Consider the following 11,891-nt stretch of genomic DNA (forward strand, 5'->3'; position numbering starts at 1 on the left):
CGGTGCATGGCGAACCGCCGGGACGACCTGCTCGACGCCGCGATCACCGTGCTCGGTGAGCGCGGCATCCACGCGCTGACCCACCGCACCGTCGACGCCACCGCGGGGCTGCCGCCCGGCTCGACCTCCAACCACTTCCGCACCCGCGGCGCGCTGCTGGACGCGGTCGTCGAGCGCTTCGTCACCCGCGAGCGCGCCAACTGGGAGGACCTCGCGACCCGGCTGGCGCCCACCACGCCGCACGAGCTCGCCCGTGCCCTCAGCGCGTTCGCGCAGCAGGCGACCGGCCCGCAGCGCACCCTCACCCTCGCCCGCTACGCGATCCTCGTCGAGGCCGCCAACCAGCCGGAGCTGCGCGCCACCCTCGCCGCCGGCGGCGCCCGCGTCAACGCCTGGTTCATGAACTGGCTGCGGACCGCCGGCTCCACCGACCCGCCGCACGACGCGCCGCTGATCATGAACCACTGGACGGGGCTCGTCCTGCACCAGCTCGCCATGCCGGACCCGGCGTTCGACCCGGTCGAGCAGATCACCGCCCTCGTCACCACCGTCATCCGTCCCCGCGCAGCGGAGGTACCGGCGCCATGAACCGCGACCAGATCTGGCCCGTCATCCACGCCCAGCGCGGCGCCGTCGCGGCGCTGCTGGAGACCCTGTCCGACGAGGAGTGGCACCGGCCGTCGCTGTGCGAGGGCTGGACCGTGCGTGACGTCGCCGCGCACCTGACCCTGCAGGAGGTCGGGTTCGGCGGCGCGCTCGGCATGCTGCTGCGCTGGCGCGGCAGCCTGGACCGGACGATCCAGCACGCCGCGTGCCGGCGCGCCGCCGCGCTCAGCACCGGGCAGATCGTCGCCGGGGTCCGCGGTACACCCGACGCCCGCAGACACAACTTCGGCGTCACCCACCTGGAGACGCTCACCGACATCCTCGTGCACGGCCAGGACATCGCCGTCCCGCTCGGCCGCGACCTGCACACCCCGGCGGAGGCCGCGGCCGTCGCGACCACCCGCACGCTGACCATGAGGCTGCCCCCGCCGCTGCCGTCGGCGAAGCGGCTCGCCGGCTTCCGGCTCGTCGCCACCGACACCGCCTGGGCGCACGGCGAAGGCCCCGAGGTCCGCGCCCCGATGGCGGCGCTGCTCCTGCTCGCCTGCGGCCGCCTGACCGCCCTGCCGCAGCTCAGCGGCGCCGGCGCGGCGGAGCTCACAGGCCGCCTGAGCGCCGGCGCACGGCACAATGGGTAGGTGCGAGCGAAGATCACCCGGCCCGAGCTGCGAGGCCGGCGCCACGAGCGGGAGGCGCTCGACCGGCTGATCCGTGACGTGCGCGCCGGCCACAGCCGGGTCCTCGTCCTGCGCGGCGAGGCCGGCGCCGGGAAGACCGCGCTGCTCGACCAGGTCGCCGGCGACGCCACCGCGGTGACGGTCGCCAGGGCCGCCGGGGTCGAGCCGGAGACCGAGATCGCCTACTCGGCGCTCCAGCAGCTCCTCGCCCCGCTGCTCGGCCACCTCGACGCGCTGCCCGAGCCGCAGCGGCGCGCGCTCGGCACCGCGTTCGGGCTCACCGCCGGCGACCCGCCGGAGGCGCTGCTCGTCGGGCTCGCCGTCCTCGGCCTGCTCGCCGAGGCCGCCGCGGAGCGGCCCCTGGTGTGCGTGGTCGACGACGCGCAGTGGCTCGACCGGATGTCCGAGGTCATCCTCACGTTCGTGGCCCGGCGGCTCGACGCGGAGTCGGTGGCGCTGGTCTTCGCCGCCCGCACGCCCGGCGGCGACCGGATCCTGGCGGACCTGCCCGAGCTGCGCGTCGACGGGCTGCCGGAGGCCGACGCGCGGGCGTTGCTGGATTCGGTACTGCCGGGCCCCGTCGACGACCGCGTGCGGGACCGCATCGTCGCCGAGACCCGCGGCAACCCCCTGGCGCTGCTGGAGCTGCCCCGGGAGCGGACCGCGGCGGAGCTCGCCTTCGGCTTCGGCGGACCGGGCGGCGCGCCCGTCGCCGGGCAGGTCGAGGAGGACTTCCAGCGGCGCGTCGCCGCCCTGCCCGCCGACACCCGCACCCTGCTGGCCGCCGCGGCCGTCGAGCCGGTCGGCGACCCGGCCCTGCTGTGGCGCGCCGCCGGACGGCTCGGCGTCGGCATGGACGCGGCCGCCGCCGCGGAACAGGCCGGCCTGGTCGAGTTCGGTGCGCTGGTACGGTTCCGCCACCCGCTCGTCCGATCCGCCGCCTGGCGCGCCGCCGGCCCGGCGACGCTCCGTGACGTGCACGCCGCCCTCGCCGCCGGCACCGACCCCGGCCTCGACCCCGACCGGCACGCCTGGCACCGCGCGCACGCCGCGACCGGCCCCGACGAGGACGTCGCCCTGGAGCTGGAGCGGTCCGCGGACCGGGCCCTCGCCCGCGGCGGGCGGGCCGCGGCGGCCGCGTTCCTGGAGCGCGCCGCCGAGCTGACCACCGACCCGAAACACCGCTCGGCGCTGCTGCTCGCCGCCGCGCGGGCCCGGCTCGCCGCCGGCGCCGCCGACCGCGTCCCGGATCTCCTCGCCGCGGCGGGGCTCGGCCCGCTCGACCCGCTCCAGCAGGCGCTCGCGGAGCGGCTGCGGGCCCAGACGACCCTCGCGCTCGACCCCGGCCCGGCCGCCGGCCCGGCGCTGCTCGCCGCCGCCCGGCGCCTCGAGGCACTCGACCCGGCGGCCGCCCGGGAGACCTACCTGTCCGCGCTCGGCGTGGCCGACCCCGCCGGCGACGAGCTACGGCGGACAGCGCAGGCGGCGCTGGCCGCGCCGGCCGCGGACGACGCGCCGGGAGCGCTGCTCACCGGACTCGCGACGTGGGCCCTGGACGGACCCGCCGCCGCGGTGCCGGCGCTGCGGCGGGCCCTCGACGCGATCGATCCGGCCCGCGACCTCGACCTGCTGTGGCTGGCGGTGCCGGCCGCGCTGGAGGTGTCCGACGTCGCGACCGCGCACCGGCTCAGCGGCGTGGCGGCCGGCGCCGCGCGTGCGGCCGGGGCGCTGTCCGTGCTGCCCGTCGCGCTGACGCTGCACGCCGGGACGCTGCTGCTCATGGGCCGGTCCGGCGAGGCGGCGGACCTGCTCGCCGAGTGCGAGGGGCTCGCGGCGGCCACCGGCGCCGCCCGGCACGCCGACGTCGGCTGCGGGCACGCGTCGCTCGCCGCGCTCACCACCACCCCCGCCGCGCTCACCGCCACCCCCGCCGCGCTCGACACGCTCCAGGGCGCGGCGGCGCACCCGGCGCTGGGCATGCGGGCGCTGGTGCTGTCCGAGGTCGTCGAGGCCGCGGTACACGCGAACGAGCCGGCCGTCGCCGCGGACGCCCGGGACCTGCTGGCCACGCACGCCGCCGCGACCGGCACGGACTGGAGCCTCGGCGCCCTCGCGCTCGCCGACGCGCTGACCGAACCCGCCGACGGCCGCTTCCGCGAGGCCGCCGCCCGGTTCGAGGCCGCCGGGCTGGGCCTGCTCACGGCCCGCGCCCGCCTGCTGCACGGCGAATGGCTGCGGCGCGAGGGCCGCCGCGCCGACGCCCGGACCGTGCTGCACGCCGCGCACGACGCGTTCGCCGGCATGGGCCTGCACGCGTTCGCCGAGCGGGCGGCCCGGGAGCTCGCCGCGACGGGTGAGACCGTCCGCAAGCGGTCGGATGGCCCGTCCGACGAGCTCACCGCGCAGGAGGCGCAGATCGCCCGCCTCGCGGTCGCGGGTCGGACCAACCCGGAGATCGGCGCCGCGCTGTTCCTCAGCCCCCGCACCGTCGAGTGGCACCTGCGGAAGGTGTTCGGCAAGCTCGGCATCACGTCCCGGCGCGAGCTCGCCGCGGCGCTGGTCCGGCCCTGACGGCCGCTCAGCTCCTGAGGCCGGCGGCCTCCGCCATGTACGTGGCGTACCAGGCGGGCCAGTTCTCGTCGGCGCGGCCCAGCTCCTGCTCGTGCCGGCCGTGCGCCGCCGCCGCCTCGCGCAGCGCGTGCTCCAGCTCCGCCACCGAGCCGAAGTTCGCGTGGTCGACGCGGCCCGGCAGGCGGCGGGTGATCTCCTGCAGCACGAACTCGTTGCCGTCCGGGTCGGTGAACGACGCGAACGACGCGTACGACTGCCGCCGCGGATCAGGTCCGGGCGCCCGCGCCTCCGTGCCGCCGTGATGGAAGACGCCGCCGGCGTCGTGGAACACCTCGCTCACCTCCACCCCGCGGGTCGCCAGCTCCTTCTGCGCCGCGACGACGTCGTCGACGACCAGGTGCACCCCGCGCACCGAGCCGGGCTCCGCGTCGGTGACCCGGTCACCGAAGATGATCGACGTGGCCGACCCGGGCGGGGTGACCTGCACGACCCGGAACTCGTCGGCACCGGTGAAGTCGGCGTCCTCCCGGCAGCCGATCCCGAGGTAGAACCTCTTGGCCCGGTCGACGTCCGAGACCGGCAGCACGACGATTTCGAGCTTCATGTCCACCATGCCGGTGCACTGCCCACTCCGGCGCGCATCTACCTCCCCCGCCCGACCCATTGCCACCCTTCCGCCTCCTCCGCCCCGCCGCCTTCTCCACCCCCTCGCGGCCCGTCGTATTGTGAGGGTCTGACGGGGAGAGGACGGGTCTATGTCGATGCTCAAGGGCGCCAACATGCCGGTGCAGGCGCCGGTGGTCCGGGCCGTGCTGGGGTGGCAGAGCGGGCCGGGCGTGCCCGACGCGGACGGCTCGGCGCTGCTGCTGACCGGCGGCGGCAAGGTCCGCGACGACAACGACTTCGTGTTCTACAACCAGCCGTCGCACCCGGCCGGCGCGGTCCGGCACGAGGGGAAGGCGACCGCGGGGACCCAGGTCACCGACACGGTGCTCGTCGACCTGGCCCGGGTCGAGCCGGCGATCGAGCGGATCGTGCTGGCCGCCTCCGCCGACGGTGGCACGTTCGGGAAGGTGCCGGGGCTGCACATCCGGCTCCTGGACGCGACGAGCGGTGCGGAGGTCGCTCGCTTCGACAGCCCCGGTGCCACGACCGAGACGGCGTTCATCTTCGGCGAGTTGTACCGGCGGGCCGGGCAGTGGAAGTTCCGGGCGGTCGGGCAGGGGTACGCCTCCGGGCTGGCGGGACTGGCCCGCGACTTCGGCATCTCGGTCGACGACGCGCCGACGCCGACACCGACACCCGCGCCCGCCGCGCCGGCGCCCGCCACGCAGGGGTGGCCCTCGGTGACCGTGACCGGGCCCGACGGGCAGCCGCGGCAGATCGGGCTGCCCGCGACGGTGCCCCCGCCCGTCGCCCCGCCCCCGCCCGCTCCCCCGGCGCCGCCCGTCGCGCCGCCGGCACCCGTCGCGCCGCCGACTGAATACCCGCCGCCCATCTCGAACCTGCCCATGGCGCCACCACCCCCGGTCGGGCCGCCGGCACCCGCCGCGCCGGTGCGGCTGTCCAAGGTCACGCTCACCAAGCAGGCGCCGACGGTGTCGCTCGCCAAGCAGGGCGGCCGGTCCGGGTCGCTGCGGGTCAACCTCAACTGGAGCATGCGCTCCCTCGGCAAGCGCGGCCTCTTCGGCAAGCAGAAGACCGCCCACCTGCCCGACCTGGACCTCGACCTGTGCTGCCTGTGGGAGCTCATGGACGGCCGGAAGGGCATCGTCCACCCGCTCGACAACCAGTTCGGTCAGCTGAACGACGCGCCGTACATCATGCTCGACGGCGACGACCGCACCGGCGCCAACGAGGCGGGCGAGAACCTCACCATCAACCTCGACCACACAGACAAGTTCCGCCGGATCCTCGTCTACGCCAGCATCTACGACGGTGCCGACTCGTTCGCCGGCCTCGACGCGGTCGCCACCCTGTATCCGCAGCACGGGGCCCCGATCGAGATGCGCCTCGACGAGTGCACCGTCATGGCGCGGGCCGGCGTGCTGTTCCTCATCGAGAACGTCAACGGCGAGCTGGTCGTGCGGCGCGAGTCGCGGTACATCATCCCGGCGCCCGGCCAGTTCCGGAACCAGGCCGTCGACCTCGCCTACAACTGGGGCCTGTCGTGGGTGGCGGCGGGGCCGAAGACCTGACGGGTCACACGACGACGACCAGCTTGCCGGTGGTGTGCCGGCGGGCGAAGTCGACGCAGGCCTGCGCGCCCTCGGCGAGGGTGTAGCGGCGCCCGATCGTCGCCCGGAGGCCGGCGTCCGCGACCTCGCGCATGCCACCGTGGACGCCTTCCATGTCGAGGACGAACCTGAGCTCGACGTCGTCGCGGCCGGTCCAGTCCTGCCGCGGCACCGGGAACGTGATGGTGAGCAGCCGCCCGCCGGGCCGGACCGCGGCCGCGACGCCCGTCAGCGCGTCGCCCGGCAGGGTGAGGTTGAACGCGGCGTCGACGCCCGACGGGTAGCCGGGCTCGGCGTATCCGATCGTCTCCGCGGCGCCGAGGTCGCGCAGCAGGCCGGCGTCCTCGTCGGTCGCGGTGGCCACGACCTCGGCGCCCGCCGCGGCCAGCAGCGGGACGAGGGTCGTGCCGACGCCGCCGGTCGCGCCGACGACCAGGACCCGCTCGCCGGGGCGGACGCCGGCGGTGGCCATCAGCGCCCGCGCGGTCAGGCCGGTGGTGGCGAGCGCCGCGGCGTGCTCGGCCGTCAGGCCCGCGGGGCGGTGCGCGACGAACGGCGTGTCCGCCTCGACGACCGTGTATTCGGCGAGGGAGCCGGTGCTCATCGACGGGCGCGGGCCGAGCATCGGGCGCAGCGCCCGTGGTGCGGCGTAGCCGAAGATCTCGTCGCCCTCGGCGTAGCCGGTCACGCCCGGTCCGGTTTCGGCGACCGTGCCGGCGAAGTCGTTGCCCGGCACGTGCGGGAACGTCAGGGGCGTCGTGTCGCGGAACCGTCCGCTGGGGATGACGACGTCGCCCGGGTTGATCGAGGCGGCGGCGACGCGGACCAGCAGCTGGCCCGGTCCGGGCCGCGGGACCGGCAGCTCGCCGACCGTGTACCCCTCGGGTGGTCCGTAGTCACCGGCGATCACTGCGCGCATGAGGTCCTCCGGAATCCATAAACGGACCACTCGGTCCGCTTCTAGTGGAAACACTAGTCATAAACGGACCGCACGGTCAACTTGTACGATGGCCACCATGACCTCGAGCCGCCCACAGCGCGCCGACGCCGCGCGCAACCGGGCGGCGCTGCTGGCGGCCGCCGCCGACGAGTTCGCGGAGCGGGGCATGGACGCGTCGGTGGCCGACATCGCCCGCCGCGCCGGCGTCGGCAAAGGCACGGTGTTCCGCCATTTCCCGACGAAGGACGACCTGATCGCCGCGATCGTGCTCGACCGGGTGGACGAGCTGACCGCGGCCGGCGATCGCCTGCTCGGCGAGGCCGACCCGGGCGTGGCGCTGCTGGCGTTCATGACCGCCGCCGCCCACCAGCGCCAGCAGCGCGACCTGTCGTTCCTGCACGGCGCCGGCGACGTCGACCCCGCGGTGACCGGCGCCCGTGAGCGGATGTACCGAGTGATCCACGACCTCGTCGACCGTGCCCGCGACGCCGGGGCGGTGCGCCCCGACGTGACCGGCGCCGACGTCATCCTGCTGATGTGCGCCCCGAACTACGTCGCCGGCTACGTGCCGGACGCGTCACCGGACCTGTGGCGCCGCTACCTGGGCATCCTGTTCGACGGTCTCCGCCCGCAGGGCGCCCACCCGCTCCCGGCGCCACCACCCACGCTCGCCTGACCCGCCAAGCCTCGCACCCGGCTCGACGAGCATCCATGGCAGGATGCGGCGCATGCAGCGTGTCCTGCCCGACGGCGTCGCGGAGCGCATCGCGACCGCCGGCCGGGTCGTCGTGTTCACCGGCGCCGGGATCTCCGCGGAGAGCGGCGTGCCGACGTTCCGCGACGCCCTGACCGGCCTGTGGTCCCGGTTCGACGCGTATGAGCTGGCCACCCCCGAGGCGTTCGAGGCCGACCCCGCGCTCGTCTGGGGCTGGTACGAATGGCGCCGCGCCGCCGTCCGCAAGGCCGAGCCCAACGCCGGGCACGTGGCCGCCGCCGCCCTCCAGGCGCTGGTGCCCGGCACCGTCGTCGTCACGCAGAACGTCGACGACCTGCACGAGCGGGCCGGTTCCAAGGACCCGGTCCACCTGCACGGCAGCCTCTTCGCGCCCCGCTGCGTCGCCGGTCACCCGTTCGACGCGCCGTCCGGCGACGACGACGTCCCCGACGACCTCGGCCCCGTCCCGCCGCCGCGGTGCACCGCGTGCGGCGCGCTGGTGCGGCCCGGCGTCGTGTGGTTCGGCGAGGCGCTGCCCAGGGCGGCCTTCACGGCGGCCGTCGAGGCGGCGTCCTCCTGCGACGTGCTGTTGAGCATCGGCACGTCCGGCGTGGTGTACCCGGCGGCCGAGCTGCCCGTGGTCGCCACCCGCTCCGGGGCGACCGTCATCCAGGTCAACCCGGACGAGACGCCGCTGGACGACATCTGCGACGTCAACCTGCGCGGCACCGCCGCGCGGCTGCTGCCCGCCCTCTACGCCGAGGTCAAGGAGGTCACCGCCGGCGGCCGGTGACCTTCGACCCCGGGAGGCGGCCGGCCTTGGCGGTGCCCGCCAGGGTGTCGCCGTCGATGGTCACGTCGAAGACCAGGTTGAGCCGCAGGGGCCGGGTGACGGCCTGCTTCCAGGTGAGCCGGTCGCCGTCGAGGGTGACGTCGGTGAGGAGGACCTCCTCTCCTTCACCGGCGGCGGCACCGGTCAGGGCGGCACCGTCGCGGCGGATCACCGCCGTGGCGTTGATCCTGCCGATGGGCGTGGCGATGGTCAGGTCCCAGGTACCTTCGGCCGTCATGTTCACCACGCCCCGGCGGGCTGCGGGCCGGCGTCGCGCCAGACGGTGCCGCGCCGTTCGTAGGCGAACAGTTCCTCGACGGCGTGCGCGATCCGCGGACCGAGCTCGCGCTCCAGGAGGTACAGGGCGAGGTCGAGCCCGGAGGTGACGCCGGCGCCGCTGACGAAGTCACCGTCGTCGACGACCCGCGCGTGGACGGCGCGCACGCCGGTGGCGTCGAGCAGGTCCAGGCCGAGGTGGTGGGTGGTGGCATGGCGGCCCTCCAGCAGGCCCGCCATGGCGAGGACCAGGGATCCGCCGCACACCGAGGCGACCGTCACGGCCGGCTCGTCCATCGCCGCCTTGAGCAGCCCCGGCAGGTCGGTGGTCAGGGTCCGGCCCAGCAGGACCGGGATCGAGTCGTCGGTGGGTTCGTCCTCGGGGTCGCCGACGCGGCCGGCGGCGCCCGGCACGACGACCAGCCCCGGACGCGACGGGTCGAGGGCCGCGGTCGCCCGCAGCGCCAGGCCGCCGGTGCCGCTCACCACCTCCCTGGGGCCTTCGGCGGAGACGAGCGCCACGGTCAGTGCCCCGCCGGCGGCGACGGCGCCCGCGTGCAGCACCTCGTACGGTGCGATGACGTCCAACGGGTCGAAGCCGTCGAACAGGACTATCTGCGCATGCATGCGACTCACGCTAAGGACCAGGTGGCGGCGGCCCCAGTGGCATTCGTGACCACTTCCGACGGGATTTCGCCAACCCGTGCGGTACCGTGCCGGCCATGCACATCGTCGCCGTGCTCGCCTTCGACGGGGTGATCCCGTTCGACCTGGCCACCCCGATCGAGGTGTTCACCCGCACGTGCCTGCCCGGCGGGAGCCCGGGCTACGAGGTCCGGGTCTGCGCCGAGCGCCCGCACGTCGACGCGGGCGCGTTCACCCTGACCGCGCCGTGGGGCCTCGACACCCTGGCCGAGGCGCACACGGTCGTCGTGCCCGGCACCGCCGACCCGGCCGCCGCGCTGACCCCGCCGGTCCGGGCCGCCTTGCGTACCGCGGCGGCGAACGGCACCCGGATCGCCTCGATCTGCGCGGGCAGCTTCGTGCTCGCCGCCGCCGGCCTGCTCGACGGGCTGCGGGCCACCACCCACTGGATCGCCGCCGGCAGCCTCGCGGCCGCGCACCCGTCGGTGGACGTCGACCCCGGCGTGCTGTATGTCGACAATGGACAGATCCTCACCTCCGCCGGCGCGGCGGCGGGCCTGGACCTGTGCCTGCACATGATCCGCCGCGACTACGGGTCCGCGGTCGCCGCCGCCGCCGCGCGGCTGTCGGTGGTGCCGCTCGAACGCGAGGGCGGCCAGGCGCAGTTCATCGCCCACGACCACCCGCCGACCCCGCAGGGCGCCGAGCTCGAGCCGCTCCTCACCTGGCTCCAGCAGCACCTACGGCACGACCTGACCCTCGCCGACATCGCCGCACAGGCCGGGATGAGCACCCGCACCCTGATCCGCCGCTTCCGCGACCAGACCGGCCTGACCCCGCTGCAGTGGCTGCACCGCGCCCGCGTCCGCCGGGCCCAGCACCTCCTGGAGACCACCCGCCACTCCGTCGAACGCATCGGCGCCGAGGTCGGCTTCGGCTCACCGACCGCGTTCCGCGAACGCTTCAAACGCACCACCGGCGTCAGCCCGCAGACCTACCGCCACTCGTTCAGCTGACCCGCGCACACCCCCGCCGCGTCCCGGAAGCCGGAGCCCGCGCCCGCCGCCCGGCGCCGCTGAAGGACCGCGCCCACCTCTAAGGTTTCCCGGCAAAAACAGCGACACCGGGGCCCGGGTCGATGACGATGGGCGGATGGCGATGGTGGTACGGCAGGTACAGGCGGGCGACGGCCCCGGGCGGGCACGGCTGTGGCAGGAGAGCGGCGCGTTCTTCGCCGGCCTCGACCCGGCCACCGCGCAGGAGCCGCAGACCGACGGGCTCGTGGAGTGGCACGAGGAGCTGCACGCGCGGTACGCGGACGACCCGACGGTGCTGATGCTGGTCGCCGAGCAGGACGGGGACATCGTGGGGGCGGCGGTCGCGCGGGTCGAGGAGCCGCTGCCGACCGCGCACTGGCAGCTGCAGCGCGACCTCGCCCACCGGCGGGTCCACGTCGACGCGCTGACGGTGGCCGGCGGCGCCCGCCGCGGCGGGGTCGGGTCCGCGCTGATGGCCGAGGTCGAGCGGTGGGCGGTCGAGCGCGGCGCGGCGGCGATCATGCTGGAGACCGGCGTGGACAACCCGACGTCGATGCCGTTCTACGAGCGGCGCATGGGCTACACCCGGCACGAGGTCGTGTTCCGCAAGGACCTGCGGTGACCGCCGGCCGCGCTCGAAGCAGTCGTGCCGTGATCAGCCCGTCGGTGTCCGGAAGCCCTTCACGAGCAGCCAGACCGCCAGGACCATCTCGTTCACCGCGAGCGGGACCACCAGCGCCGCGTGCGCGGGTGACGCGGTGGTGAGGCCCCCGAACATCACCAGGCCGGCGTCGGTCACGTACAGCGCCACCCCGGTCAGCGCCCAGCCCGGGAGCCAGCGGGGGACGAGCCGTGACCGGAAGAGCACGACGTTGAGCAGCAGCGCGCTGAGGCAGAAGAACAGCGCGGCCGGCGCGTAGCCCCACGTGTCCTGCGTGTCCAGCACCGACCGCACGGCCGGGTCGAGGCCGCCGTCACCGGCCGCGACCAGGATCAGCGGCCCGAACGCGGCCGGCAGCAGCAGCACCACCTCGACCGTCCGCGCCACCACGTAACCGACCGCGGAGCTTTCGCTGTACACCTTGAGCACCGGGAACAGCGCCGCCGGGATCATCGCGATCGCTCCGGCCATCACCAGCACGGCGAGCGCGCCGGCCGACTGCCGGTGCGCGCCGCCGCCGGTGCCGCCGCCGAGCAGCGCCGCGCTGATCACCCCCGCGACCGTCGCGGTGATGAAGAGGGCGCCGGTCACCCGTGCCGCCGTTCGATGCATGTCGTTCGCTCCTGTCTCGTCGGTGCGCCCATGCTCGCGGCCGCCGGTGTGGAGCGGGTGTGCGTCCGGTTGGGGAACGGGG

13 protein-coding genes are annotated in these 11,891 nt (G+C 75.6%); 8 read left to right on the forward strand and 5 right to left on the reverse strand.

What is annotated here, in order from left to right; genetic code table 11:
- The first annotated feature begins 6 nt into the window (after positions 1-6).
- Genes ABD332_RS29915 through ABD332_RS29925 form a run of 3 tightly spaced genes read left to right on the forward strand, consistent with a single transcriptional unit; the run spans position 7 to position 3,854 of the window.
- Complete coding sequence (locus tag ABD332_RS29915) at positions 7-588, forward strand: TetR/AcrR family transcriptional regulator (RefSeq protein WP_344505652.1); 582 nt, start codon at positions 7-9, stop codon at positions 586-588.
- Positions 585-1,244, forward strand: coding sequence for a maleylpyruvate isomerase family mycothiol-dependent enzyme (locus ABD332_RS29920; protein WP_344505653.1), 660 nt, complete (start codon positions 585-587; stop codon positions 1,242-1,244). Before ABD332_RS29915 ends, ABD332_RS29920 begins: the two co-directional genes overlap by 4 nt.
- Positions 1,245-3,854 carry an AAA family ATPase gene (locus ABD332_RS29925; protein ID WP_344505654.1) on the forward strand — a complete coding sequence of 870 codons (2,610 nt, stop codon included), beginning with the start codon at positions 1,245-1,247 and terminating at the stop codon, positions 3,852-3,854. It begins immediately after the preceding gene.
- 7 nt (positions 3,855-3,861) lie between these two features.
- Here the strand turns inward: ABD332_RS29925 and ABD332_RS29930 are convergent, their stop codons facing one another.
- Entirely contained in the window at positions 3,862-4,458 is a 597-nt protein-coding gene (locus ABD332_RS29930; RefSeq protein ID WP_344505655.1) for a VOC family protein, read from the reverse strand.
- A 151-nt stretch (positions 4,459-4,609) separates the two neighbouring features.
- Here ABD332_RS29930 and ABD332_RS29935 point away from each other — a divergent pair, with 151 nt between their 5' ends.
- Complete coding sequence (locus ABD332_RS29935) at positions 4,610-6,052, forward strand: TerD family protein (RefSeq protein ID WP_344505656.1); 1,443 nt, start codon at positions 4,610-4,612, stop codon at positions 6,050-6,052.
- 4 nt (positions 6,053-6,056) lie between these two features.
- Here the strand turns inward: ABD332_RS29935 and ABD332_RS29940 are convergent, their stop codons facing one another.
- Positions 6,057-7,010, reverse strand: coding sequence for an NADP-dependent oxidoreductase (locus tag ABD332_RS29940; protein WP_344505657.1), 954 nt, complete (start codon positions 7,008-7,010; stop codon positions 6,057-6,059).
- 97 nt (positions 7,011-7,107) lie between these two features.
- Here ABD332_RS29940 and ABD332_RS29945 point away from each other — a divergent pair, with 97 nt between their 5' ends.
- Positions 7,108-7,707 (forward strand): TetR/AcrR family transcriptional regulator, encoded by a 600-nt coding sequence (locus ABD332_RS29945; protein ID WP_344505658.1) that lies wholly within the window; start codon positions 7,108-7,110, stop codon positions 7,705-7,707.
- 52 nt (positions 7,708-7,759) lie between these two features.
- Positions 7,760-8,539: an SIR2 family NAD-dependent protein deacylase gene (locus tag ABD332_RS29950; protein WP_344505659.1), complete on the forward strand. Its 780-nt coding sequence runs from the start codon at positions 7,760-7,762 to the stop codon at positions 8,537-8,539.
- Here the strand turns inward: ABD332_RS29950 and ABD332_RS29955 are convergent.
- Together ABD332_RS29955 and ABD332_RS29960 are read right to left on the reverse strand one after the other, a co-directional pair.
- Positions 8,520-8,816, reverse strand: coding sequence for a hypothetical protein (locus ABD332_RS29955; RefSeq protein ID WP_344505660.1), 297 nt, complete (start codon positions 8,814-8,816; stop codon positions 8,520-8,522). The genes ABD332_RS29950 and ABD332_RS29955 overlap by 20 nt on opposite strands.
- A gap of 2 nt (positions 8,817-8,818) precedes the next feature.
- Complete coding sequence (locus tag ABD332_RS29960) at positions 8,819-9,481, reverse strand: DJ-1/PfpI family protein (RefSeq protein ID WP_344505661.1); 663 nt, start codon at positions 9,479-9,481, stop codon at positions 8,819-8,821.
- 95 nt (positions 9,482-9,576) lie between these two features.
- Here ABD332_RS29960 and ABD332_RS29965 point away from each other — a divergent pair, with 95 nt between their 5' ends.
- A complete protein-coding gene (locus tag ABD332_RS29965) occupies positions 9,577-10,515 on the forward strand; it encodes a GlxA family transcriptional regulator (RefSeq protein WP_344505662.1) in 939 nt (312 codons plus the stop codon).
- Positions 10,516-10,651: 136 nt separating this feature from the next.
- Positions 10,652-11,158: a GNAT family N-acetyltransferase gene (locus ABD332_RS29970; protein WP_344505663.1), complete on the forward strand. Its 507-nt coding sequence runs from the start codon at positions 10,652-10,654 to the stop codon at positions 11,156-11,158.
- A gap of 33 nt (positions 11,159-11,191) precedes the next feature.
- On the opposite strand, the gene ABD332_RS29975 is transcribed toward ABD332_RS29970, so the two are convergent.
- The gene (locus ABD332_RS29975) at positions 11,192-11,809 is read right to left on the reverse strand and encodes a DUF4386 domain-containing protein (protein WP_344505664.1); all 618 of its coding nucleotides are present in this window, start codon (positions 11,807-11,809) and stop codon (positions 11,192-11,194) included.
- Positions 11,810-11,891: the final 82 nt, after the last annotated feature.

Origin of the sequence: Dactylosporangium maewongense, from assembly GCF_039531485.1 — a bacterium.
Classification (GTDB): domain Bacteria; phylum Actinomycetota; class Actinomycetes; order Mycobacteriales; family Micromonosporaceae; genus Dactylosporangium; species Dactylosporangium maewongense.